Source organism: Flagellimonas iocasae (assembly GCF_042682725.1).
GTDB lineage: Bacteria > Bacteroidota > Bacteroidia > Flavobacteriales > Flavobacteriaceae > Flagellimonas > Flagellimonas iocasae.
This window is the reverse complement of sequence record NZ_JBHUHU010000002.1, coordinates 1-24963: the sequence shown is the minus strand read 5'-3', so window position 1 is coordinate 24963 and position 24963 is coordinate 1. Positions and strand designations below refer to the sequence as shown.

General features: G+C 43.4%; 17 protein-coding genes and 2 tRNA genes. 11 read left to right on the top strand and 8 right to left on the bottom strand.

Annotated features, from left to right (window positions below; all coding sequences use genetic code 11):
- Positions 1–2: 2 nt before the first annotated feature.
- Together ACFSJE_RS05900 and sppA are read right to left on the bottom strand one after the other, a co-directional pair.
- The gene (locus tag ACFSJE_RS05900; protein WP_379830062.1) at positions 3–710 is read right to left on the bottom strand and encodes a queuosine precursor transporter; all 708 of its coding nucleotides are present in this window, start codon (positions 708–710) and stop codon (positions 3–5) included.
- A gap of 2 nt (positions 711–712) precedes the next feature.
- The gene (gene sppA, locus ACFSJE_RS05895; protein WP_379830061.1) at positions 713–2473 is read right to left on the bottom strand and encodes a signal peptide peptidase SppA; all 1761 of its coding nucleotides are present in this window, start codon (positions 2471–2473) and stop codon (positions 713–715) included.
- A 68-nt stretch (positions 2474–2541) separates the two neighbouring features.
- Between sppA and folK the strand changes: the two genes are divergently transcribed.
- Positions 2542–3687 (top strand): 2-amino-4-hydroxy-6-hydroxymethyldihydropteridine diphosphokinase, encoded by a 1146-nt coding sequence (folK, locus tag ACFSJE_RS05890; protein ID WP_379830060.1) that lies wholly within the window; start codon positions 2542–2544, stop codon positions 3685–3687.
- A 115-nt stretch (positions 3688–3802) separates the two neighbouring features.
- Here the strand turns inward: folK and ACFSJE_RS05885 are convergent, their stop codons facing one another.
- On the bottom strand, positions 3803–4342 hold the full coding sequence (locus ACFSJE_RS05885) for an RNA methyltransferase (protein ID WP_379830059.1): 540 nt from the start codon (positions 4340–4342) through the stop codon (positions 3803–3805).
- A 302-nt stretch (positions 4343–4644) separates the two neighbouring features.
- Here ACFSJE_RS05885 and mutS point away from each other — a divergent pair, with 302 nt between their 5' ends.
- Positions 4645–7227 (top strand): DNA mismatch repair protein MutS, encoded by a 2583-nt coding sequence (gene mutS, locus ACFSJE_RS05880; protein ID WP_379830330.1) that lies wholly within the window; start codon positions 4645–4647, stop codon positions 7225–7227.
- Here mutS and ACFSJE_RS05875 read toward each other — a convergent pair.
- A complete protein-coding gene (locus ACFSJE_RS05875) occupies positions 7224–9671 on the bottom strand; it encodes a TonB-dependent receptor (RefSeq protein WP_379830058.1) in 2448 nt (815 codons plus the stop codon). The genes mutS and ACFSJE_RS05875 overlap by 4 nt on opposite strands.
- 167 nt (positions 9672–9838) lie before the next feature.
- Here ACFSJE_RS05875 and ACFSJE_RS05870 point away from each other — a divergent pair, with 167 nt between their 5' ends.
- The 8 genes from ACFSJE_RS05870 (at position 9839) to ACFSJE_RS05835 (ending at position 16428) form a co-directional block, all read left to right on the top strand.
- Entirely contained in the window at positions 9839–10978 is a 1140-nt protein-coding gene (locus tag ACFSJE_RS05870; protein ID WP_379830057.1) for a sensor histidine kinase, read from the top strand.
- The gene (locus ACFSJE_RS05865) at positions 10963–11700 is read left to right on the top strand and encodes a LytR/AlgR family response regulator transcription factor (protein WP_379830056.1); all 738 of its coding nucleotides are present in this window, start codon (positions 10963–10965) and stop codon (positions 11698–11700) included. Before ACFSJE_RS05870 ends, ACFSJE_RS05865 begins: the two co-directional genes overlap by 16 nt.
- A gap of 133 nt (positions 11701–11833) precedes the next feature.
- Positions 11834–11906 (top strand) — tRNA-Gly (locus ACFSJE_RS05860).
- Positions 11907–11964: 58 nt separating this feature from the next.
- Positions 11965–12048 (top strand) — tRNA-Leu (locus tag ACFSJE_RS05855).
- Positions 12049–12226: 178 nt separating this feature from the next.
- Positions 12227–13084, top strand: coding sequence for a collagen-like triple helix repeat-containing protein (locus ACFSJE_RS05850; protein ID WP_379830055.1), 858 nt, complete (start codon positions 12227–12229; stop codon positions 13082–13084).
- A 148-nt stretch (positions 13085–13232) separates the two neighbouring features.
- A complete protein-coding gene (locus ACFSJE_RS05845) occupies positions 13233–14294 on the top strand; it encodes a pyridoxal-phosphate dependent enzyme (protein WP_379830054.1) in 1062 nt (353 codons plus the stop codon).
- Between the two features lie 5 nt (positions 14295–14299).
- On the top strand, positions 14300–15373 hold the full coding sequence (locus ACFSJE_RS05840; RefSeq protein ID WP_379830053.1) for a DUF1611 domain-containing protein: 1074 nt from the start codon (positions 14300–14302) through the stop codon (positions 15371–15373).
- Positions 15370–16428 (top strand): mandelate racemase/muconate lactonizing enzyme family protein, encoded by a 1059-nt coding sequence (locus tag ACFSJE_RS05835; protein WP_379830052.1) that lies wholly within the window; start codon positions 15370–15372, stop codon positions 16426–16428. Before ACFSJE_RS05840 ends, ACFSJE_RS05835 begins: the two co-directional genes overlap by 4 nt.
- Here the strand turns inward: ACFSJE_RS05835 and ACFSJE_RS05830 are convergent.
- Positions 16425–17378 (bottom strand): TerC family protein, encoded by a 954-nt coding sequence (locus tag ACFSJE_RS05830; RefSeq protein WP_379830051.1) that lies wholly within the window; start codon positions 17376–17378, stop codon positions 16425–16427. The two genes, ACFSJE_RS05835 and ACFSJE_RS05830, sit on opposite strands and share 4 nt — an antisense overlap.
- Before the next feature lie 165 nt (positions 17379–17543).
- On the opposite strand from ACFSJE_RS05830, the gene ACFSJE_RS05825 reads away from it, so the two are divergent.
- Entirely contained in the window at positions 17544–18797 is a 1254-nt protein-coding gene (locus tag ACFSJE_RS05825) for an NRAMP family divalent metal transporter (protein ID WP_379830050.1), read from the top strand.
- On the opposite strand, the gene ACFSJE_RS05820 is transcribed toward ACFSJE_RS05825, so the two are convergent.
- The 3 genes from ACFSJE_RS05820 to ACFSJE_RS05810 all read right to left on the bottom strand — a co-directional run.
- Positions 18794–20737 carry an OmpA family protein gene (locus ACFSJE_RS05820; protein WP_379830049.1) on the bottom strand — a complete coding sequence of 648 codons (1944 nt, stop codon included), beginning with the start codon at positions 20735–20737 and terminating at the stop codon, positions 18794–18796. The genes ACFSJE_RS05825 and ACFSJE_RS05820 overlap by 4 nt on opposite strands.
- Position 20738: 1 nt before the next feature.
- Positions 20739–21734 carry a PorP/SprF family type IX secretion system membrane protein gene (locus ACFSJE_RS05815; protein WP_379830048.1) on the bottom strand — a complete coding sequence of 332 codons (996 nt, stop codon included), beginning with the start codon at positions 21732–21734 and terminating at the stop codon, positions 20739–20741.
- A gap of 1 nt (position 21735) precedes the next feature.
- Positions 21736–24963: T9SS type B sorting domain-containing protein (locus ACFSJE_RS05810; protein ID WP_379830047.1), on the bottom strand; the 3228-nt coding region annotated here is incomplete at its 5' end.

Below are 24963 nucleotides of genomic sequence, written 5' to 3'. Positions count from 1 at the left end.
CGTCAATCCAAAGCTATTTCCTCCCCTATTTTTAAGTTAAATCTTTTACGTATTAGATATACGAAAAGATAGAGGAAAGGGGTGTCCAAAACTGCTATAATTATCTTAAAAATAAATCCACTGACCACCAATCCGTAGAATTTATCCCAAGGAAGCACACCAAAGATGCACAGTAGACTTACCACTGTAAGGGTGTCCACAAATTGAGAGGAGAAGGTGGAAAAGTTGTTTCTGAGCCACAGCATTCTGCCTTTGGTAACCCGTTTCCAGAAGTGGTAAATGGAAATATCAATGTACTGAGCGGCCAAATACGCCAGCATGGATGCCAGTACACCTAAAGGTGATAATCCGAAGACCTTGGTAAAGGTAACATCATCCACTGGGGATGAAGGAATCGCAGGTGAATAATTGGCAATCAAAATAATGCCCATGGAGAAAAAAGAGGCGAAAATACCTGCAGTGACCACTTGATTGGCCTTTTTCTTCCCATAGATTTCGGAAATAAGGTCCGTGATCAAAAAGGTGACGGGATAGGGTAAAATCCCAACAGAAAGCTCAAAAAGCGGTGCTCCAAAAACTGTGACTTCTCCAAAAGGATTCCAATAAAAGAACTTTTGAAAGATGAGATTGGACACCACCAAAGAGGTGATGAACAACGCACCCATGTACAAGTAAATGGAAAACGCTTTTTTTCTGTCGGTTTGCGTCATTCTTATTTAATGTTTAAACTGAACGGCATTTTGGCCTGAATCCCTTTTTGTTTGGACAATTGCTTGAACTCTGAAAACAATTGATAGGCTTCCGTACCTAGTTGCTCCTTGATGGCCTCTTCTCCTATTTTGGATTTCATACCGCCCAAATCTTCCATAAATCGTTCAAAATCTGACTTGTACTTAGGATATTTACGAATGCTGTATCCATCCAACCCTACCATTTCAGCTGCCGCGGCAATAGCATCATCTAAGTTGCCCAACTCATCCACCAAACCGTTGGCCTGGGCATCCACACCGCTCCAAACTCTACCTTGGGCCAAAGCATCCACTTGGGCAACGCTCATGTTTCTTCCAGTGGCCACACGTTGCAAAAAGGTTTGGTAAGTTTCTTCAATACCTTCTTCTATGGTGCTTTTAAAAGTATCTCCCATGGGTTCAAACACCGAGTAATCCACGGAATTTTTATTGGTGCCCACTTGTTCTGCATTGATTCCGATTTTTCCCGCCAGTTCATTCACGTTGGGAATGGTTCCAAAGACACCAATGGAACCCGTAATGGTAGTGGGCTCCGCAAAGATTTTATCGCCTCCCACTCCAATGTAATAGCCTCCAGAAGCCGCCACATTTCCAAAGGAAACCACCACTGGTTTCACTTCCTTGGTCAACTCCATTTCGCGCCAAATAATATCGGAAACCAAAGCACTCCCTCCGGGAGAATCTATCCGCAACACAATGGCTTTTATGTTTTCATCATCCTTGGCTTTTCGCAGGGCATCCATCATCAGCCCTTGGCCTATATAATCCTTACCGCCTTCTCCGTAGAAAATTTCACCTTGGGCATAGATTACAGCGATTTTGTCCGCTCCTGTGTGAATTTTTTTGCGATTTGCACTGAAAGCATAATCTTCAAAGCTGATGTAATTAAGGTCTTCACCTGTATCCAATCCTGTCTTGTCTTTGAGGAGGTCTTCGTATTCATCAAAATGCAGGTTTCCGTCCACAAGTCCGGAAGCCAAAGCATATTTTGGGCTTCTTCCGCCAAGGGTGTCGGCTATCACATTTAAATTCTCAGGAGTAATATTTCGGGATTGGGAGACATCATCAACGATCACATTCCAAATGGACGAAATCAATTCTTGTATCTGCAAGCGATTCTCATCACTCATGGTGTTGGAAAGAAACGGCTCCACGGCACTTTTGTACTTTCCATGGCGAATCACCTCCATCTTCACCCCTGTTTTTTCCTGAAAATCCTTAAAATAGAGCACTTCCGTGGAGAGTCCTTTAAAATCCATAGCGCCAACGGGGTTCAAATAGACCTCATCCGCTACGCTGGCCAAGTAATAATCCTTTTGGGAATAGAAATCGGAATAGGCATAGACAAATTTGCCCGAAGATTTAAAATCCAGCAGTGCTTCCCGAATCTCCCGAGTCTGGGCAATTCCAGCCTGTAAAAAATTGGTGGTCAAGCTAATTCCTTCAATATTGGAATCCTCTTTGGCTATTTTAATGGTGTGTAGAATTTCATCCAACCCCACCTCATTGTTCCACAATCCTAAAAAGGGGTCCGTATCATCCTTGCCCGTGTAATCCTTGACCGGGGCCATAAAGCCAAACTCCAAAATGGAATTGCTCCTTACCACCACACCATCATCCACATTGCTCACCAATGCAATGAAAATAAAGAACATCGCCATTAGTATTCCAAAGGCCATGAGAGACCCCAAGATAGAGGCCAGTAGGTTTCTTAAAAAGTTCATGCAACAAAATTTATTCGGTTTCAAAGATAACCATTGTTGCATTGTTTTGTTACTTTGTTCTTTTCATCATGAGTCAATCTCAACAAGTATATCTTTCACTGGGCAGCAATTTGGGGAATCGGTATGCCACCCTCCAAAAAGCCATTTTTCATATTGATAAAAAAGTGGGAAAGGTTTTGGCCGTTTCCGCAGTTTATGAGAATCCGGCAGTGGGGTTTGAAGGCGATGATTTCTTGAACATCTGCTTGGTAACCTTGACCAAACTTTCACCATCGGACCTTCTGGATGCGATTTTGGAGATTGAAAAACATTTTGGCCGAGACCGCTCTGGGGCTGAGGGATACAAATCCCGGACCTTGGATATCGACATTATTTTCTATGGGAAGGAAATTATAGACCTCCCCTTTTTGAAGATTCCGCATCCCCACATGCAACACCGCAATTTTGTGCTGAAACCCTTGGCCAACATTGCACCGCAATTTTACCATCCGGTGTTGCACAAAGATATCCGGAACCTGTTGCAAGAATGCAAGGACCGCAGTAAGATGCTGAAAACAACCTATAGGTTGCATCGTGATCGGGCGGAGCTGTTTTCCAAATTGCAGTTTATTGCCATTGAAGGAAACATTGGTGCCGGAAAGACCACCTTATCCAAAATGATTGCGGATGATTTTAATGCCAAGTTGGTCTTGGAACGCTTTGCAGACAACCCTTTTTTACCAAAATTCTACGAGGACCAGTCACGATATGCCTTTCCGCTGGAAATGTCGTTTTTGGCGGACCGATACCAGCAGTTTACGGACGACACCTCCCAGTTTGACCTCTTCAAAAACTTTATGGTGAGCGATTATGACATTTTTAAATCGCTCATTTTTGCGAAGATCACCTTACAGAATGATGAGTTTAATTTGTACCGAAAGGTTTTCAATTTCATGTACAAAGAGGTGAAAAAACCGGAAGTTTACCTCTATCTCTATCAAAATACAGAGCGATTGCTACAAAACATTAAAAAACGGGGAAGGGATTATGAGCAAAAAATACCACCTGAATATCTAGAAAAAATCAACCGCGGTTATCTAGACTTTATCAAGGACCATCCCGAGCAAAACAGCCTAATTTTGGACATGGGCGAGCTGGATTTTGTGAATAATCCTTCGGATTATGAACATATTTTAGAGCGGCTGGAAGACAACATTATTTTGGCTACCCTTTAAGAGAATTTTCACAAAATGTTTGGATATAACGAATGGTTTTATTTTATTAGAGCCCTCTAATGGAGGAACTAACTAACTCAAACTATATATCCAGCCCTGTTTTTACAGGGCTTTTTTAGTTTTTAGGGTTAAATTTTGTCCAGATATCCCAGACCACTACACCCGCACTTACCGAGATATTTAAAGAATGTTTGGTACCAAACTGGGGAATCTCCACAACCGTATCGCTGGCTGAAACCACTTCTTGGGAAACGCCTTTTACTTCATTGCCAAAAACCAAGGCGATGGTTTCCGTGGAGTCAATGGTAAAATCATTGAGCATAATGGCATTTTCAGCTTGTTCCACGGCAACAGTTCGGATACCTGACTGTTTTAATTCCTCAAGGAGTTCCAAAGTGTCTTTTCGGTATTCCCATGCAACACTCTCCGTGGCGCCCAAAGCCGTTTTACGGATGTCTTTGTGCGGTGGAGTCGCTGTAATACCGCAGAGATAGACTTTTTGAATGAGAAATGCATCGGCTGTACGAAACACGGAACCAATGTTGTTCAAGCTGCGGATGTTGTCCAAAATGATAATGATGGGCGATTTCTCCGTTTGCTTGAACGCTTCCACATCCAATCGTTCCAATTCGCTGTTTTCCAGTTTCCGGTTCATTTTTTTAACCATTGGGTCTAAAATATCAACAATCGTTCTGCGTGTATCGGGAAAACAATATATTCGTCTTCCTCCCATTTTGGGACAAAAGTAACAGAATAAAATCGCCTACTAACTGTCATTCCTGTGAAAACAGGAATCCACTTAGGCAAGATTGAATAGATTCCGCATCAAGTGCGGAATGACAAACTGTTCTAAGGTTTTATTTGAACATAAATGTGCAATTCAATTTGGAACCAATAATTTCAAATAAATAAATCGCTTTGGCAGCCAATAAAAAAACAAAGAAGGTAACCCCGTTGATGCAACAGTACAATGCCATCAAGACCAAACATCCTGATGCTTTGTTGTTGTTCCGTGTGGGTGATTTTTACGAAACCTTCGGGGACGATGCCATCAAGGCTGCCAAGATTTTGGGCATCATCCTTACCCATCGAAATAATGGGGGCGACAAAACTGAACTGGCCGGATTTCCGCACCATTCCCTAAACACCTATTTGCCAAAATTGGTGAAGGCTGGGCAACGCGTTGCCATTTGCGACCAATTGGAAGACCCTAAACAGACAAAGAGCATTGTAAAGCGAGGCGTAACTGAACTGGTAACGCCCGGTGTGGCATTTAATGATGATATCCTTTCTGCCAAGAGCAATAATTTTCTCTGCGCGGTTCATTTTGGACGAAACAAATTGGGAATTTCATTTTTGGATATTTCCACCGGTGAATTCCTTACTTCGGAAGGTTCAGCAGAGCAAATCGATAAGTTGCTTCAGAATTTTGGCCCGAATGAGGTCTTGGTTTCCAAAAGTCATCGCAAAGAATTCACCGAACTTTTCGGGAACCAGTTCCATAGCTTCTTTTTGGAGGATTGGATTTTCCAGGAAGACTATGCTAATGAAAGCCTGAACAACCATTTTGGGACAAAAACCCTAAAGGGTTTTGGCATTGAACACTTGAATCACGGCACTATTGCTTCCGGGGCAGTGTTGCACTACCTTTCCGAAACACAACACAGTCGACTGCAGCACATCAACAAAATTCAGCGTATTGCGGAAGAGGAATATGTTTGGATGGACCGATTTACCATCCGCAATCTGGAACTGTACCATTCGCCCCACCAAAATGCGGTGACCTTGTTGGACATTATCGACAATACCTTATCTCCGATGGGTGGGCGCTTGTTGAAGCGTTGGTTGGCCCTTCCGTTGAAAAATATCGACAAAATCCGGCAGCGCCATCAGGTGGTTTCCTATTTGAAGGATAAAACGGAACAGCTGGAAAAGACACAGCACTGGATCAAGCAAATGGGCGATTTGGAGCGACTCATTTCCAAACTGGCCACGGGTAAAATCAACCCGAAAGAGGTCGTTCAGCTTAAAAATTCCTTGGAAGCCATCGTTCCCATCAAAACATTGGCGCAATCGAGTTCCAATACGTCGCTGCAATCCATTGGCGAGCGATTGGATGCCTGTGATGCCCTTCGGAACAAAATCAAGGAAACGCTCAACGAGGAAGCTCCTGTAAACCTTGCCAAAGGCAATACCATTGCAACAGGTTATTCCGAAGAGTTGGACGAGCTCCGAAATCTTGCCATTTCTGGGAAGGACTATCTAGACAAAATGTTGGAGCGCGAAACGGAAATCACTGGAATTTCTTCACTTAAAATTGACTCCAACAATGTGTTCGGGTATTACATCGAGGTGCGCAACACCCATAAGGATAAGGTGCCTGAGGATTGGATTCGCAAACAGACCCTCGTCAACGCCGAACGCTATATCACCGAAGAACTCAAGGAATACGAAGCTAAAATCTTGGGTGCGGAGGAACGCATGCACCTATTGGAGCAGCAATTGTTTGAGCAGTTGTTGGTCTGGATGCAGGAATATATCGCCCCAGTGCAACAAAATGCCCATCTTATTGCGAAATTGGATTGTCTCTGTGGATTTGCCCAGCTTGCCAAAGAAAACCACTACGTAGAACCAGTGATGGAGGAATCCACTGCGTTGGATATTAAAGAGGGACGGCATCCCGTGATTGAAAAGCAATTGCCGTTAGGCGACAGTTATGTGACCAATGATGTTCTTCTGAACCGTGAGGAACAGCAAATCATCATGATCACTGGGCCCAACATGAGTGGTAAATCGGCCTTATTGCGGCAAACCGCACTTATTGTGCTCTTGGCCCAAATGGGCAGTTTTGTCCCTGCATCAGAAGCCAAAATTGGAGTGGTGGACAAGATTTTTACCCGAGTTGGGGCCAGCGACAACATTTCTATGGGGGAATCCACTTTTATGGTGGAAATGAACGAAACGGCCTCCATTCTCAACAACCTTTCCGAACGTAGTCTGGTATTATTGGATGAAATTGGTCGTGGAACCAGCACCTATGATGGGATTTCCATCGCTTGGGCCATTTCGGAATACCTGCATGAGCATCCGGCACGGGCGAAGACCCTTTTTGCGACGCACTACCACGAACTCAATGAAATGACCGCCACCTTTCCGCGGATTAAAAACTACAATGTTTCGGTGAAGGAATTGGAAGACAATGTGCTTTTCCTCCGAAAACTCGTACCCGGCGGCAGTGAGCACAGTTTCGGAATCCATGTGGCCAAAATGGCGGGAATGCCCCAACAGGTCATTCAAAAAGCGAATAAAATCCTCAAAAAATTGGAGAAGTCTCATTCCAGTGAGGAGATGACAGACAAATTACAGTCATCCCAAAACGAGATGCAACTCAGCTTTTTCAATTTGGACGACCCATTGCTGGAAGAAATCAAAGAAGAAATCCTGCATTTGGACATCGACACGCTTACGCCCGTTGAAGCCTTGATGAAACTCAATGAAATCAAACGGTTGTTGAGCAAAAAGAAAAAAGCGACCTCCTAATCCACTCGGCGAAACTCTTCTTTCTCTAAATTTCTGGAAGATTTGTTGCCATTTCCACCAAAACTTCGGGAGTACGTGATTCTAAAAATTCGGGTAAAAGCCGATTCGTCCCTGTAGCGCGAACGGGTATCAATATCAAAAACAATAGGTGCCATTCCGCTGATGTGCGTATCAATATCCAAGGATTTGAACAAGTCCGTAACACTGAACTGCAGCGTGCCCCAGTTCTTCGTGAACTGTTTGGACACGCCAAAATTGACCATGCCAAAGCCTTCGGTGAAGTTGGTGCCGTTGTAATGATCAAAATTGTACCAGCCCGAAAATTCCATATCCATTTCCCACGGCAATTGAAAGGTCTGCGTGAAATTCAGACTTTGATAGAAATAGGTCTTTCCTTTCGGTTCAGGATTATAGGAAATGTGATAATCGCAAATGGCCGAGGTTGTGGAAAGGTTCAGTTTGGCCCAACTAGCCCATTGCAGGGGAAGGTTGAAGAATAAGTTCAAACTTTTTTGATAATCCGCATTTTGGGGTGAAACCACCAAAATATCATTCTGTGGTGTGGAGGTCAGTTGATATCGGATGATGGGATTGATTTCCTTTTGATAGGATAACCCCACACTGAAACCATTTTTCACATACTCCAATTGCATGGTGTTTGTGATGCTGGGTTTCAAAAGTGGATTCCCGGTAAAAATCGCAGTGGGGTCGTTGTAATATAAACTGGTCACCAAATCGGAATAGACCGGTCTACTTATACGTCGATGGTAATTCAGGTTTATATTCCTGTTTTCAGCAAGTGCATACTGATACGAAAATGACGGAAAGAACTGCCGAATGACAAAGTCATCGTCTGCGGTGGTCAAGGTACGTTTCCAATCCTCATATCGTAAACCGGCATTGATTTTTGATTTTTCACCCAACGAAACATGAAACTGCGTGTACGCCGCCCATAATTTTTCCTCACTCTCAATTACGCTTTGCGAGCGGGGGTCCACTTCCCAAACCCCGTCGAAATTGGTTTCAATTTTACTGTCATTGGTATTGGTGGAATAACTGCCCTTTGCCCCAAATTCGGTTTGAAGGTCCTCATTTATGGTTAGGGAATAATCCGCTTTTGCGACACCCAAGCGGATGGTGGATTCACTGGTACCGCGATTTCCATCGGTAAAAACCTCGTTTTCGGGTGTAATGGGTTCGTCATTGGCATCAAAATATGCACTTTGGGTAATGGCCGGACTGTCATTTTTATAGGTGAGATAGCCCACATCAACATTGATATTGGAGCGCTCCGAAAATTTTCGGGCCACATAAAGTGATGAAATAAGGTTATTTTTTTGTGTGGTTCCTGAAGTCACCAAGTGCGACCTAAAAAAATCCTGACCTTCAATGGTCCTTCGGTTATTTACATCAGAGGTGGAGTGATTTTTCGCCAAGGAAAGGCTGAGCTCCCCCCCTATCTCCGTTTTGGAATCCAGTTGATACCCCGAGCCCAAATTAATGTTATGGGAATTGTTGTTGTAATCAAAATAGGTGGAAAATTCAGTATAGCTAAAGGCATCAAAAATGGGACTATTGCTGGTTCCCGAGCCTTCAAACCCATTTTTACCATGGTCATGGAATACCGAATATCCCAGATTCAATCGAAATTTTTCCGTGCCATGTGCATAGTTCAAAGATGTACTGGCTTTTTCACGATACCCATACCCCAAACTTCCGCTGAAATTGAGTTGGTCCCCAGTGTCCACCCTATTTTTGAACACAATGTTGATGATCCCCGCACCGCCATCAGCATCATATTTAGCCGTGGGCGAAATAATCAATTCCACCTTTTCGATGTTATCGGCCAAGGTACTTTCCAGCAGCGCCATGACATCTTCCATGGACATCGGCATCCTTCGCCCATTGAACATGACCGTCACCCCACTTTGTCCATTCATAGCAAATTGGTTATTGCGCCGGTCCAAAATCACACCCGGCAACCGCTCCAAAACCTGTAGCGCATTGCTGCCTTTGGTCATTACGCTACTTTGCACATTGATTACCTGTCCCTCCGGGGTGCGCTGAATGATATTTTTCTTTGCGGCCAAAACCACCTCATCCAATTCGTTGTATTCCTCTTCGAGAACCAAAGTCCCTAAATTATACGAATCGGATGCAGAATCCACCGAAATAGGTCCTTCATATCGGTCGGCATAGCCCAAATTACTAATCCGAACCAAAAAGTTGCCTGCGTTTGCGGGACGTACGGAAAAATTTCCATCCTCATCCGTGATGGCACCCGTCACCAAAGTAGTATCCACGGCTTGGTAGAGCACTACGTTCGCAAAGGGCACCGGTGCTTCGTCAATACCCACTACTTTTCCTTGAATTTGACCAAAACAAAAGCTTATTCCCATTCCAAAAAATAGGGTTAAGCTCAGAGCGGTTGTCATTTTTTTCATTTGGATTGTTTGAATGTTGCTCCAAATGAAGTTCTTCATCAACCTTATTTAAAATGATATTGACATTGAGCTCCAAAAGATTGACCAAGGGTACAAAGCCCTTTTCTGTGAAAAAATAGGTCAGTCATCAATTAATTACAACAGGATGTCAATTTGCTTCAAACGCATTGGCAAAAAGAATAACTTGTACCATTATTGCCCAAATTTTGATGAAAATCAGTAGTTTAAAGGACTTTATATTAAAATATAAGCTCTACCATATCCCCTTTTGGATGTGCTACCACTTGGTTTGGCTTACCATAAATATTGGAAGTCTTTCCGAGGTATATGACTATCTACGCTTTAGTGATTCCTCACCCAAATTCTATTTTTATGTGGTTTTTCAGCTGATTGGGGTCTACTTTAATCTCTATTATCTTATTCCGAAGTTGCTCTATGTTGGGCGTTATTTCAGCTATGTGTTGGCTGTTTTGGGAACTATTTTGCTTTGCAATGCCTTTATCACCAGCGGCTATTTTTTTGCCACCCTGACTTCCGGAAAAACGTTGTTTGAACTCTTCGGGGTGTATCCCAACGAGGTTTTCAAAATCTATTTTGTGTGGGCCCTGCCATCTACCGTTGCGAGCATGACCTTGGGAATGAGTATAAAATTGGGCAAAAACTGGCTTCAGACTGAAAAAAAACGACTTCGGTTGGAAAAAGAGAATCTGGAAACCGAACTCAAATACCTCAAATCGCAAATCAATCCCCATTTTTTGTTCAACACCATCAATTCCATTTTCGCGTTGATCCATATTAATCCGGATAGAGCTTCGGAATCCCTAGCCAATTTTTCGGATATGCTCCGGTACCAACTCTACAAAAGCGAGGATGAAACCATTGCATTGGAAAAGGAACTGAACTTTATCGAGAATTTTATCGATTTGGAAAAATTGCGATTGGACCATGGACACACTGATATGCAATTTGACATTCAAGACCGCACCACCCATAAAAAAAATATTGCGCCATTTATCCTTATTCCCTTTATAGAAAATGCGTTTAAACATGTTTCCAAAGGAAAAGGGCAACGCAATTTTATTCACATGGGATTGGAGGCCAGTGACAAATCACTTCAATTGAGTATTAAAAATAGTAAAGGTTTAAACGGACAGACTTCAGAAGAAATAGCAGAAAGTAGCGGTATCGGACTGAAAAATGTGAGCCGCAGGCTCAAGTTGCTTTATCCGGAATCGCATTCCCTGTTGATTGTGGATGAAAGCGATAGGTTTTCCATATTATTGAAATTGGAATGGCAGAAAAACTAAGGTGTATTATTATTGACGATGAGCCTCTTGCACGCGAAGTGCTGGAAGAATACATCCATGTTGTGGACCACCTGGAATTGGTTTGCACTGCTGAAAATGCCTTGGAGCTGGACCAACAATTGGGGCAGCATTCCGTGGATTTGATTTTTTTGGATATTCAAATGCCCTACCTGACCGGTTTGGATTTTTTAAAATTGCGGTCAGAGCTACCAACGGTCATTATTACCACGGCATACCCCAACTATGCGCTGGAGGGTTTTAATTTTGATGTGATGGATTATCTGCTCAAACCCATCACCTTCAATCGCTTTTTTAAAGCGGTGAGTAAGGCCACCGAATACCATAAATTGAAAAAAGGCCCTGTTGAAACTGCCGAACAGCCCAAGGAAGAACCCTATTTCTTTGTAAAGTGCGATGGAAAGTATCAGAAAATAGTGACTTCGGACATTCTTTTTGTAAAGGCTTTGGAAAACTATGTTCAGATTCAGACCACTACCGATAAGCACCTGTCCTTGATGCCTTTAAAGACCATTGAAGAAAATTTGGACACCGCTGAATTTGTTCGGACCCACAAATCCTACATCGTTCCCATGTCAAAAATTCAAACCTTGGAAAACCACGAATTGATTTTGGAGCAAGGCCATACGATTCCCATCAGCAGAAACTACCGAAAACAACTGCAGGAAAGGGTGCTGAAGGATAAAGTCTTAAAGAAAAAGTAAACTTGAGTCTGATTTTTACCTTGTTAGCGGCAAAGAAAAGGGATAGACTTTATTTTTGCCAAAACACTTTACATTTTAAAGAATTGTTTTAAATTTGCATCCGCACTTGAAAAAGGTGTTGGTTCTTTAAAATGCGAAAATAGCTCAGTTGGTAGAGCATCACCTTGCCAAGGTGGAGGTCGCGGGTTCGAATCCCGTTTTTCGCTCTAAACGCTGCTTGCCAGCGTTTTTTTGTTTAAGTCCTGTTTTGCCTACGGCAGACAAGCTCGAGTGGTGGAATTGGTAGACACGCCGGACTTAAAATCCTGTGGGCATTTGCCCGTGCGGGTTCAAGTCCCGCCTCGAGTACACCTTACAAAAGCCGAATCTTAAGATTCGGCTTTTTTGTTTCCCTTCACAATTTCTTCTACATCATATCAGTCCAAAAGCCAAATCCATCAACTGGCAGGGTTCATACATCAATTGCAGCCCATTTTATCCCAAAACTCAAGGTATTTTCCTGCCCAAATCAGTAAAATAAATAACTATGAAACTAATTAGATTTTTTGGTGTTGCCACCCTTACATTGGCTTTGTGTTTAACCTCTTGCTCCGGTGAAGACGGTATGGATGGAGCAGATGGAGACTCCATAATAGGTCCAGCCGGAAATGCCGGCATAAACTGTTGGGATACAAATGGAAATGGCAACAATGACCCAAGCGAAGACATCAACGGAGATCAAAAATGGGACGCTTTGGATTGCCAAGGTCTTCCCGGAAGCGATGGAGATCCAGGAACTCCGGGAACTCCAGGAGAGCCAGGAACCCCAGGAACAGACGGCCTCAACGGTGTTGGCTTTGATGAACTTACTCAATATGGGTATATGACCTTAGAATTGGACGGCACACGGATTGATGATGTTGTTTTCCAAGATTCCAACAGCTTTAAATTTACCAATGTTGATGCAAATTCAATATCTCTAACATCTGGTGTACAGGTCAATGGAAACGACTATAATTTCAGTTTGGTGCGCTTTTTTAGTACGCCTGACAACGTATACCAAGACACTTATTTATCTTTAAATGTTACTGTATTAGATCTTGGTGAAAACAGCCAGTCCGTGGAGGGTTTCACTTTTGCCATTTCCAACTATGCAGTGGTTGGGGAGGACAATAAATACTTTATTTTGGATGAATCCTATACTGACGCTTCTGCTGGAATTACCAATGTTGAGTTTACCGATATTGTATTCGATGATGAAACCAACCACCTTACCTTTTCCTATTCGTTGACCGTAGATGGAGAGAACAACCCCACCACATATGAATTGACCCTATCTGGGATGGCTGATGTTACCGTTCTTGAAGAGGCAGAAGCAGTTCTTCAGGCAAAAAGTTTTCAATAGAGAATTTGATATTCTACACCTATTAACCAAATCATAAAGAAAAGTCCTTAGAAAATAAGGGCTTTTTTTGTTCCAAAATTTGTCGATGACTTTCTTGTAAAACATTATAAAACTATACCTTTAGTTTACTCGAATGACATGATTGTGTATGAACCTCATTGACGGTGTAAAAACAGCAGAACTTAAAGTCTCTTCCGAAGCCAAGGAACTCAGTGCCTTTGTCAAAGATAAAAGCAAATCCTTGGTAGATCGGCTGGAAAGTTTTGAGGATATCATCAATATTGAGGTGGGCGACACCTCCATGACGCGGGCCAAATCTCTGGAAAGGGAGTTTGATATTCGACAACTCTACGTCAAATATGAAGGCGACAATCCCTCGGGTACCCAAAAAGACCGCATTGCCTTTGCCCAAGTGTATGACGCCCTCAGACGCGGGTTTGATACCATCGCTCTTGCCACTTGCGGAAATTACGGAGTGGCGGTAGCCTTGGCCGCAGATTTGGCCGGATTGGAATGTATCATTGCCATTCCTGCCAGCTACCATACGGAAAGAATAAAGGAGATGGAATCGCTTTCGGCCAAAATCATGCGCCTTGATGGCAGCTACGAAGATGTGGTCACCAAAGTAAGTGAAATGGCGGCAGAAGAAGAATGGTACGATGCCAATCCCGGTGGGGCCAACACACCTTTGCAAATTGCTTCCTACGCCCAAATCGCAACCGAAATTGTGGACGATTTAGGGGACGCCCCGGAATATTGTGCCGTGCCCGTTTCAAATGGTACCCTGTTGGCAGGAATTTATCGTGGTTTTGCCAGTTTGTACAAGCGGGGAAAAACCTCCAAAATCCCCAAAATGATTGCTGCTTCCTCTACCCATAAAAATCCGATCATCCAATCGTTTAAAAAGGGGCTGGACCATTGTCAGGACCTTCAACCCGAAAAAGTAAAGGAGACCAAATACAACGAACCGCTCATCAATTGGCATAGTTTTGATGGCGACGAAGCATTGTATGCCTTAAACCAGTCAGAAGGGGAAGCCTTTAACATCAGCGACAAAAAAATGAGGGACATGAGCACCTTGTTGGTCAAAAAAGAAGGCTTACGAATTCTTCCTGCCTCAACCGCCGGTTTGATTGCGCTTTTGGAACTGGATGAACAACTAAATTTTGAACCCAACAGATTTGTCGCGGTTCTCACCGCCAAATATTGATAGCTATGAAAAAAATAGACGGAAAAGCACTTGTTTATTGCGAAGGAGCATTCAACACTCCCAATGGAAAAACGGCCCATGGACTTGTTCGCTTTACAGAACGCTATGAGGTGGTCGGTATTTTGGATAGTATCTATTCCGGCAAAGATGCGGGCATGGTTTTGGATGGAAAAACCAGTAACATTCCCCTATTTTCAACGATTGATGAAGCAGTCAAAGAACTTTCCAAAAACAACCAGACCCCATCGTATTTGGTCATTGGATTGGCTCCAGATGGTGGTCGCCTGCCAAAAATTGCTAAGGAATCCATAAAAAAAGCCCTGCAACTGGGCTGGAACGTGGATAGTGGTCTGCACGATTTTCTTTCCAATGACCCAGAATTGGTACAACTGGCCAAAGAAAACGATTGTACAATTCGAGATGTTCGAAAAACCCCAGACCGGGATAAGCTGCACTTTTTTACAGGTGATATTGAAAAAGTGGATTGCCTTAAATTGGCAGTTTTGGGAACCGATTCTGCTTTGGGAAAGCGAACCACTTCGTGGTTTGTGGTCCATGGGTTCCGGGATGCCGGCTTTAAAGCTGAAATGATTGGAACGGGACAGACCGCTTGGATGCAGGGCGCCAAATACAGCATGATCATGGACAGCTGTATCAATGATTTTGTTTCAGGGGAGATTGAACACGCTGTGGTAAGCGCCTACAAAAATGAAAATCCAGATGTGATTGTCATAGAAGGACAAGGGAGTTTGATGAACCCTGCCTATCCCGGTGGTTTTGAGATTTTGGCTGCAGGCCGACCTGATTATGTCATTCTTCAACATGCTCCCAAACGATTGGAATACGACGGATTTCCAGGCTACAAAATGCATCCCATCCAAGAGCAAATTAACGCCATTGAGGTCATTTCTGGAAAAAAAGTCATTGCCATCACCGTGAATCATGAAAATATGGAGCCTTCTGAAATTCTACCTGCCTGCAAAGCTTTGGAAAAAGAAACCGGTTTGCCCACCTTTGATGTTTTGGCCTATGGTGCTCAAGACCTCGTGGAATTGCTTAAAACAAAATTGAGGTCATGACTATCACCAATGTGGGTTATGAGCGTCTGGAACTGGAACTCCTGATTCCGTATACCATCGCTTACGAGGAAATCTCCCAAGCTACCAATTTCATCCTTAAAATAGAGACCGACAGTGGAATTGTTGGTTTTGGCTGTGCGGCTCCGGATATTACAGTGACCCATGAATCTGCAGCGGATGTGGAGCATGCCATTCAAAATATCATCATCCCCATTCTTAAAGGAAGAAATCCGTTTATGGGTTCGTTGATTTTGGAGGAACTTTCACATCAATTACCTCAAAAGTCGTCGGCTTTGGCGATGGTGGATATGGCGCTTTTGGATATTTCCGCCAAGAAAATGCAAGTACCGCTCTATCAATTGTTGGGAGGTTATCGCACAGAAATTGCCACTAGTATCACCATTGGCATTCTTCCTTTGGAAGAAACCTTGAAATTGGCTTCGGATTACATCAAACAAGGCTTCTTTATTTTAAAAATTAAGGGCGGCCACTCTTTGCAGGAGGATATCGAAAAACTGAAAAAAATACGGGAATGTTTTCCCCATATCCAGCTTCGGTTTGATGGTAATCAAGGCTACTCGGTTGAAGAAACCATCGCTTTTAACAAAGCCGTAAAAGAAGTGAATATTGAAATCTTGGAACAGCCCACTAAGCCGGGATTCGATAAACATCTGGGCGAAGTCAGGGATAGCATCCATATGCCTATCATGGCCGATGAAAGCCTTAAATCGGTAAAAGATGCGTTCCGGTTGGCCAAAAATCAGCGGATAGACATGGTGAACATTAAATTGATGAAGGTTGGAGGCATCCATGAAGGGTTGCGGGTAAATGCCGTGGCCAAAGCCGCTAATCTTGAAGCCATGGTAGGTTGCTTGGATGAATGCAGTCTGGGAATTTCGGCAGGGTTGCATTTTGCATTGTCTCGGTCCAATGTAAAATACGCTGATTTGGATGGCCACTTGGAATTCAAAAATGACCCGTTTTCCGGCTTGTTCCATTTAAAAAATGGCATTCTTCGCCCTAATGAACGGTACGGGCTTGGATTAAAGGGTTAGCTGCCTTGGGCATCCTCCTCTTCTTTACTTCGCAATGAAAAAAGTACGCCCAAAGTCAAGGACAAAGCAATGAACGCCAACGAAACCCACTCTGGCAATTCTATATGATGTGATAAAATCAACTTTACCCCCACAAAGAACAGAATAGCGGAAAGACTGTATTTTAAATATTTGAATCGGGATACCATGTGGCTCAAAAAGAAGTAAATGGAGCGAAGACCCATCACTGCCAAAATGTTGGAACTGAACACCAAAAAAGTATCCGAAGTAATCCCCAAAACCGCGGGAATACTGTCCAATGCAAAAAGAATATCGGTAAATTCTATCACCACCAAGGCCAATAACAGAGGAGTGGCCATCAACACCTTATCTTTTCGAACAAAAAATTTCTGCGAATCAATGGTGTGCGAAACAGGAATAATCATATTCACCCATCTGAATACAATGGAATCTTTTGGTTCATAGACTTTTTTATGTGACCGCAGTAATCGCAATGCTGTTATGACCAAAAATCCACCAAAAACATAGGTGATCCATATAAACTTATTCAGTAGGGCCACACCCAAATAAATGGCTGTAATCCGAAATAGGATGGCACCCACTATCCCCCAAAAAAGTACCCGGTGTTGGTATTTTTCGGGTATGGCGAAGGATGAAAATATCACAGCAATGACAAAAATATTGTCCATGCTCAACGACATTTCCACCAAATATCCCGTGATGTATTTTAGGGTTGCGTTCCAAGCCGTTAAACCATTTGGGTTGGCTATCCATTGGTTTTGGTAGATAAAATAGATCAAGACTGAGAATCCCAGTCCCAAGCCTATCCAAAATGTACTCCAAACGGTAGCTTCCTTTAATGAAATGGCATGGGCCCTCCTATTGAGGACTCCTAAATCAAAAGTCAATAACAGGGCTACGGCAGCAATAAAAAGTATCCAAACGGTCATTAATAAGCGAGATTATCAAGGCTATGCAAAGCTGTGAAAAAGAGTTTTCCCAGCCATGTGTATTGTGAAATAATTAAGCAAATCCGAAAAAATGAATGGTTACCCCCACTTTTTATGGAATGCCATAAAAATACTACTTTTAGTGCTGTGCACTATTGACTACACATGACACAACTGAAAACGCTTCTCAAAGCTTTGGGCCCAGGTTTGCTCTTTGCGAGTATGGCCATTGGAACTTCGCATTTGGTATTATCCACCAAAGCCGGTGCCCAATATGGATGGATTATGGTCATCCCCATTATATTGGCCAATCTTCTAAAATATCCATTTTTTGAGTTTGGGGTGCGATATACCACAGTCACGGAAAAAAGCTTGGTTGAAGGCTATCTGAATTTAGGCAAAACCTATCTATGGATTTACGCTTTTGTCACCTTGATTTCCACTTTCACCATTTTGGCCGCGCTTTATGTAGTCACAGCTGGGCTTTTTATGAACCTTTTCCAGATTTCCAGCATGGGTGCAGGGGGAGTTGCTTTGTGTCTTTTTGTGTTTATAAGTCTTCTGCTCATCATTGGAAAATACCGCTTTTTGGAAAATTCCTTAAAGGCCGTCATTGCCATTCTATTTGTGGCACTTTTGGTGACAACCATACTCGTCATACAGAAAGGACCTGTTCCCGATGCAGATTCTTACCAGCGTCCAGAAATTTTCAACAAAGTAGGTATATTCTTTTTAATACAACTTGTAGGATGGATGCCCACCGCTGTTGAAGCCTCCGGCTGGGTAAGTATGTGGAACATGGAAAATTTAAAATCCATGAAGAAGAAGCCTACGCTTAAATTAGCGCTTCAAGAATTCAATGTAGGGTATTTTTTAACGGCTTTACTTGCGGTTTTCTTTTTGATCATTGGCTGGATGACCCTCTATGGTACTGGAACAGAACTCAGTGGCCGGGCCGCAGTGTTTGCCGACCAATTGGTAACCCTGTTCACCGTGCATATCGGGGACTGGGCCTATCTTTTTATTGCAGTTGCGGCTTTTGCCACCATGTTCAGCACCTGCATGACTGCCCACGATGCGGTTTCAAGAGTCAGTATCGATGTTCTAGCCAAGCTCTATCCTGAACAAGGAGCGTTCAAGAGTAAGAATGCATTCGCTATTACCGTAATCATTATGGCAGTCATCAATTGGCTGGTCATCACCGTTTTTAGCGCCAACATGACCAATTTGGTGTCACTGGCCACCTTTGTCTCTTTTGTATTGGCTCCATTGTTGGGGTGGATGAATCTGAAAACTGTTATGAGCAAGGATATTCCCGAAATCCATCAGCCCAAAATTGGGCTACAGATACTTACTTGGTGCGGAATGGTTTTCCTATCTCTTTTTGCGCTATACTACTGCTGGATGATCTGGAGTTAATCAAAAAGAACGTTGTCATTAAGCACAACAATCAATGATCTTTGATTTTGTTTGTGGAGCATCTCCAAACAGAAAACCCCATTGGTACAATTGTTCAAAATTTTATCCTCGCCATAACCTATGGAATACAACACATTAGCGGCAGGAACCCCATGCTGAACCAAATAGCGCTTGATGGCATCGGAGCGATCCTGCGTCAACTTAAAATTGGTGGAGCTTCCTCCCCTACTGTCCGTATAGGTTTCAACCCGAAGTTGGGCTGATGGGAAACTTTTCACAAAATCGACCACTTTGTCCAATTCGGTTTCAATTTCCGGAGTCAATTGGGTTTGGCTGTTTCCAAAGAAAAACTTCTTCAGTTTTACTACTACCTGCCCTTCTTTTTCCTCAACCAAATCTTCGTAAAGGGAAAGTCCAATATCAAAATTTTTGCTTTCGGCTCCTTCAAAATCGGCTTCCGTAAATTCCTTGGAGAATGTTGAATAATGGTCCTTGGTGGATTCCAAAACCACTTCATTTTGCCAAGGAATTTCCAATCTGTAATTTCCATTCTCATCAGAATAGGTCTCTGCCAAAAGTGCTCCGCTTGGGCTCTTTAAACGAACCACGGCCTTATCCACTATTTCGGATGCATCATACGGTTTTTGCACAACTCCCTTAAACGTGATGGTCTTTAACCCCGGTTTTTCGTCCAATTTAAATCCATACACGTCGTCCTTTCCCTTTCCACCTGCTCTGTTGGATGCAAAATAGCCCAATAGACCTTCACCCTCGTTACGCATGATCAATCCAAAATCATCTTCAGGTGAATTGATGCCTGTTCCCAGGTTGATGGGGATACTAAAGCCACCATCCTCCATATTGGATTTGTAGATATCCATCCCCCCCAATCCATAGAATATATCAGAAGCAAAATAAAAACTACCTTCAAAAATAAAAGGTGCAATCTCGTTTCCAGGAGTATTGATGCGAGGGCCCAGATTAATGGGTGCTGACATCACCTGCCCGCTGTTGGTGTACACATAATAAATATCCGTGCCACCGTAGCCATCCTCAAAATTTGCAGAAAAATAGAGTTTGCCACTGGCCTCATCGTAAAAGGGATAGTAAAACGATATGCTTAAATCCTTTAGCAACAATTGAAACGAACCTCCAATCGACTGCTTGGCTATGGCCAGTGCGTTTTTACCCTGATCATCGAAGGAGAGCTCGCCATTCTGGGTATTGGAGAGCACATAAAAAATACTCTTTAATCCTTGGGAATAATAGGGCGTGGCCTTGTGATATTTTGAACTGGTTATTTCCGTAAAAGGTGCGATGCCTGAAATTTCACCGTCGGGTTGCACGCTAGCTGAATAGATATTGAAGTAATCCTCGTTTCCGGGTTCATATCGGTTACCTTTTTGCTGTAAACGCCCACTGGTGAACAAAAGTTGGTCCTTGTAGAAGGCTGGGGCAAAATCTGTTTGAGGGCTATTTCCTGAAAGATTAAAGATTTGATAGTCCAAAGCAGGTTCAGCCGCACTGTTTTGCAGCAACTGCTGATTGAACTCCATATTCTCCATGAGTTCTTTTGAAAAGCTTGAGGACATGGTGGATAAAAAGGCATCCTTCCGTTCTTTGTTGGTGGTTTTGGAAAAGCTCTGCAACATTTTATTAAAGTGGTGCCCTTCCATCAAGGTATCTTTTTTGTACAAGTCCAAATACGTTTCAGAAGCCTTCTCAAAGTTATTGGTTTCGAAATACGAATCGGCCAGGTTCAAAAACTGTTGTTCCGTTAAAGTCCCCTCCCGCAATTGGGTCTCATAGGCATTTATGGCCTGCTGGTACTGGTACTGAAAAAACAAATCGTCTCCTTTGGACTTCTTTTGACCAAAGCAGAACACTACGCCCAAAAGGGTTGACAAAAGCGTTAACTGTATTTTTTGTGCCTTGTTCATATTAAAAGAATCTTGGGGAATCTATCTGTTTTCCTTTGTTGTTTGTCTTTTTATCCTTGGTCCTTGTTTTGGAACCTCCAGAACCAAAACCTCCACGCCCTATGTAAAACTTTAAGATGGCCTCGTGCGAGCCTCCACTGTACTCGCCCAAGCCATTGGTGTTGTAATCGTAGGAATATCCAATAAACATGGCATTGGATATCTGAAAACCCGCCAATCCACTTACGGCATTGTCAAATCTGTAGGAAGCACCAATGGTAAGGGCATCAATAAATTGAAAGTTGGCTGATAGGTTCACATTTACCGGGGAACCCTGCAGGTAATTCACCAAAAAGGCCGGCTTGAACTTGGTCCTGTCCGAAATCTGGAACACATACCCGCCTATGGCATTGAACTGCATATTGTCTTCCACAATCGTGGCTACTTCATCATTGTACAGAGCATTCGTTAAAAAATTGGGCACGGAAACCCCTAAATACCAATCCTCTTCATGATACATAAAAAGACCTGCACCTACGGTGGGATAGAAGTTGGTATACTTTCCTCCTAAAATCGACTCATCCGATGGATTTACGAATGTCCCCTTGGAGTAATCGATGTTCAACGAAGAACCTCCCGCATTCAATCCGAATGAAAGTTTGGTGTCATCCGATAATTGAATTTGATACGAATAGGCCACATCAAAATAGGTTTGTGTGGAAGGACCGAGTTGATCGCTCACAATATTGATTCCCAATCCCATTTTTTTATCGCTAAAGGGAATATTTGCCCCTGCCCTAATGGTAGTAGGTGCTCCTTCAATATCCACCCACTGCGCCCTGTATAAACCGATGATTTCCGGGCTTTCCACCGTACCTACGTAGGCCGAATTAAAGCTACCGATATTGTACATGTACTGGGTATATTGCGGTTCTTTCTGTGCTTTGACGGTTATGATGGCCATAAAAAGCACGAAGAGAACAATTCTGTATTTGGGCAAACCTGTTTTATTTGGCATTTTAATTGTTCCTTACGATTTGAATCCATCCTTTTACCACGTCCGTTCCATCCCCATTAAGGTCCAGGATATAGAAATAGGTTCCTTTGGGCAAATCCCCATTCTTTCCTGTTCCATCCCATGAACTATCATAGCCATCCATTTGGAAGACACTGTTACCGTAGCGATCAAAAACCTCTAAGGTATTATTTGAATATTGTTCGTGACCAACCAGTACCAACCTATCATTCTTGCCATCCCCATTGGGTGAAAAAATGTTGCAAATGGTTCCTGGATCCTCGCAGGCACTTCGGTTCACTTGAATGGAAACCGAATCTGAATTGTTATCGGTTACTACGCCATCAGCGGGCAACGATGAAGTCAATGTTACTGTATTCTGGAAAGTACCTGAGGTATTGACATTAACCCTGATTCTCAGTGTTGCCTCCGCAGTTGTTGCCGTCAATTCGGGAATGGACCATTCCCCAATAGCCTCATCATATGTTCCCAATGAAGCATCACTGGAAACAAATTCAAAAGCATCATCCAAAATATCAGTCACAACAATATCCAAGACCCTGGCCATTTCAACATTTTCAAGGGTAATGACAAATTCGATTTGCTCTCCTAAAAGTGGTGACTCCTCATTCACTGTTTTGGTAATACCCAAATCAATATCAGCCGGATTACAATCCACGGTCAAGAAAGGATCACATGCATCCAAAGGGTCTGTAGCACTTTCAGGGACAGCAGTGGTGCTGGGGTCATCAACAACCAATACTTCCTCTCCATCGGTTAATCCGTCTCCATCCGTATCGGGATTATTGATATCCGTACCCAATATATTTTCTTCGGCATCGGTAAGTCCGTCGCCATCGGTGTCCACATTACAAGCACCAACAGAAATAGTCACTTGCACTGCGTCATTGGTACATGGTGCTACCGCTCCAGTAGTGGTAAATTCAAACACATAATCTCCAACGGGTAATCCATCAAAATCAACAGTGTTTCCACTTCCAATAGTCAATAAACCTCCGGATGGGTCGGTTATAATGGCCCACGTTCCAGCATCCGCGCGGGTCAACGTACCATCCAAATCAATGCTGTTTGGGCCTCCATTGCCCACGGTATTACAAGCTACCGTATCAGAAGGAGTTCCTGCGGAAGGTGTATCGTTTATCGTTGCTACTACTTCTACCCGGTCAGAAACACATCCGTTGGCCGTTGATGACACGTAGAATGATGTTGTTGTTGAAATGGATGGTGTAATAAACGTTCCTCCACTGCCCAACATGGCTCCACCTGTTGGTGCATCGTACCAATTTAAAACGCCATTGCTGGCAGTTGCCGTTAGCGTCAATGTTCCTTCACCACAGCGTTCAGCGCCAGTAGTGTTTGTAATGGCTGGCCTCGTGAACAACTCCAAGGTTACGGTGAGTACTGGACTGGCACATCCGTTGACTTCATCATAAAAGAAGCCAAAGTAGGATGCCGCGTTGGTCACTTCACTATCTCGGTGCTGATCCGTTTGCAGCGGATCAGGGTCGGTGCTCCATGTTAATACTGCTCCGGGAGGTGGGGTATTGGTGACATAATCGTTCAAGTCTGCGATAACCTCGTCACAGAAAATGGTAGGTTCGCTGGTGTCCAATAAAGGAGCGGTATCTCCCGCATCACAAGGAAGGGAACAATCTTGTATAGTTACAGTAAGACTAACGCTTTGATCCGTACAAGGTGCAACAGCGCCAGTGGTGGTATAGGTAAAGGTATAGGCACCTATAGGTTGTCCATTAAAATTGACAATGTTACTACCATCAATAGAAATAGAAGCCCCGCCTGGAGCGGTGGTCAAAGCCCACGTTCCAGGATCCGCACCCGAAAGTGTATCATCCAAGTCCAAGATACTGTTCCCATCTGCTGAGTTGCTACATCGAGCCGCGTTGGTGGTGGTTCCCGGGTCAGGGGTAGAGCCTTGGATTAAGGTCACCGCCAAAGTTGGACTTGCACAGTTATTGACTGAATCGTAGAAGAAACCATAATACGTACCTGCTGAAGTAACCACAGTTCCTCCTAAAAAGGCTCCTGTTACTGAAGTATCTGCATTCGTACTCCACCGTAAGGTAGAACCAACTGGAGCCACACTTGCAGTATAATCATTTAAATCTTGGTTGATCACATCACAAAATGCTGTGGCCGTGCTATTGCCAACAGGTGCGGTGGAGCCCGCAAAGCAGGTTTCCTTTTGAACCGTATCCGTTACATCGGGACCATCACCATTGGTGTTCGATAAGGACGCCGTTAGTGTTATGGTGCCATTAGTCAATCCGCTTAAATTGACACCTGTTATTTGGTCTGTAGGTGTTGCTATTGTGCCTGTTCCATTCACAGGAGTACCTCCTCCGCTGCTGGTAAACGAATAACTGAAATCAGCATCTACCTCCGCATTGGCAAATGTGAAACTAACCATATTCTGGTTCGTTTGGTCTATAGGGTCTTGGTCTATATCGACTGTATAACCCGTTGGAAGAGTGGTAAGCTTCAAAGCCGTGTCCGTAGTTTCTGGTCCTTCTGTTCCCAAAACATTGGATACCGTTACTCGAAGGGTAATAACACCATCAGGCAAACTACTCAAATTGATATTGTTCACTGTCCTATTTGCGATAAGCACTGCGCCACTACCCGTTACCGTAGTGACATCTCCGTCACCACTACTGGAAAAGGTATAGTCAAATGTTGTTAAAAAAGTAGGCGCCCCTATGAATGAGAAGCTTATATTATTTTGATTAGCCGCATTGATAGGATCATCGTCAATCGTTACAATATAGCCCGATGGTTGCACATCATCATCGCTGGCAATGGTCACCGTGGCATTATCTGGAGCTCCAACCGTATAACCTGCACCAGGGTCCAGCGTTACGATTACGGTTTCATCCAATTCGGTTAATCCATCGTCATCCGGGGTCACTGTAATTGTGGCTGTCTGATCTCCATCAAGTATGTTGACAGTACCTGAAAGAGCCTCATAATCATCGACTGGGGTTGCATCGCCCGTAACTGTATATCCAACTGTAATTGGAGATCCTGTACTATTAATAGCACCAAGATTAACGGTAAACTGTCCTGTATTAACAGGACTCTCTGCCGCGGCGGCATCATTGGCTGTAATGGTAGCAACTGCCCCATCGTCGTTGTTGATCGTCCCGAGCCCAGAACCGTCAGTCAGCGTGGCATTGACCACATTGGTCAGCTC

What these genes read in the sequence shown, in the direction of transcription:
- ACFSJE_RS05885 (WP_379830059.1), bottom strand. Translation starts at nt 4,342, where the DNA reads ATGAACCGGAAACTGGAAAACAGCGAATTGGAACGATTGGATGTGGAA.
- ACFSJE_RS05845 (WP_379830054.1), top strand. Translation starts at nt 13,233, where the DNA reads ATGAACCTCATTGACGGTGTAAAAACAGCAGAACTTAAAGTCTCTTCC.
- ACFSJE_RS05875 (WP_379830058.1), bottom strand. Translation starts at nt 9,671, where the DNA reads ATGAAAAAAATGACAACCGCTCTGAGCTTAACCCTATTTTTTGGAATG.
- ACFSJE_RS05815 (WP_379830048.1), bottom strand. Translation starts at nt 21,734, where the DNA reads ATGCCAAATAAAACAGGTTTGCCCAAATACAGAATTGTTCTCTTCGTG.
- ACFSJE_RS05825 (WP_379830050.1), top strand. Translation starts at nt 17,544, where the DNA reads ATGACACAACTGAAAACGCTTCTCAAAGCTTTGGGCCCAGGTTTGCTC.
- ACFSJE_RS05850 (WP_379830055.1), top strand. Translation starts at nt 12,227, where the DNA reads ATGAAACTAATTAGATTTTTTGGTGTTGCCACCCTTACATTGGCTTTG.
- mutS (WP_379830330.1), top strand. Translation starts at nt 4,645, where the DNA reads ATGCAACAGTACAATGCCATCAAGACCAAACATCCTGATGCTTTGTTG.
- ACFSJE_RS05840 (WP_379830053.1), top strand. Translation starts at nt 14,300, where the DNA reads ATGAAAAAAATAGACGGAAAAGCACTTGTTTATTGCGAAGGAGCATTC.
- ACFSJE_RS05835 (WP_379830052.1), top strand. Translation starts at nt 15,370, where the DNA reads ATGACTATCACCAATGTGGGTTATGAGCGTCTGGAACTGGAACTCCTG.
- folK (WP_379830060.1), top strand. Translation starts at nt 2,542, where the DNA reads ATGAGTCAATCTCAACAAGTATATCTTTCACTGGGCAGCAATTTGGGG.
- sppA (WP_379830061.1), bottom strand. Translation starts at nt 2,473, where the DNA reads ATGAACTTTTTAAGAAACCTACTGGCCTCTATCTTGGGGTCTCTCATG.
- ACFSJE_RS05865 (WP_379830056.1), top strand. Translation starts at nt 10,963, where the DNA reads ATGGCAGAAAAACTAAGGTGTATTATTATTGACGATGAGCCTCTTGCA.
- ACFSJE_RS05830 (WP_379830051.1), bottom strand. Translation starts at nt 17,378, where the DNA reads ATGACCGTTTGGATACTTTTTATTGCTGCCGTAGCCCTGTTATTGACT.
- ACFSJE_RS05900 (WP_379830062.1), bottom strand. Translation starts at nt 710, where the DNA reads ATGACGCAAACCGACAGAAAAAAAGCGTTTTCCATTTACTTGTACATG.
- ACFSJE_RS05820 (WP_379830049.1), bottom strand. Translation starts at nt 20,737, where the DNA reads ATGAACAAGGCACAAAAAATACAGTTAACGCTTTTGTCAACCCTTTTG.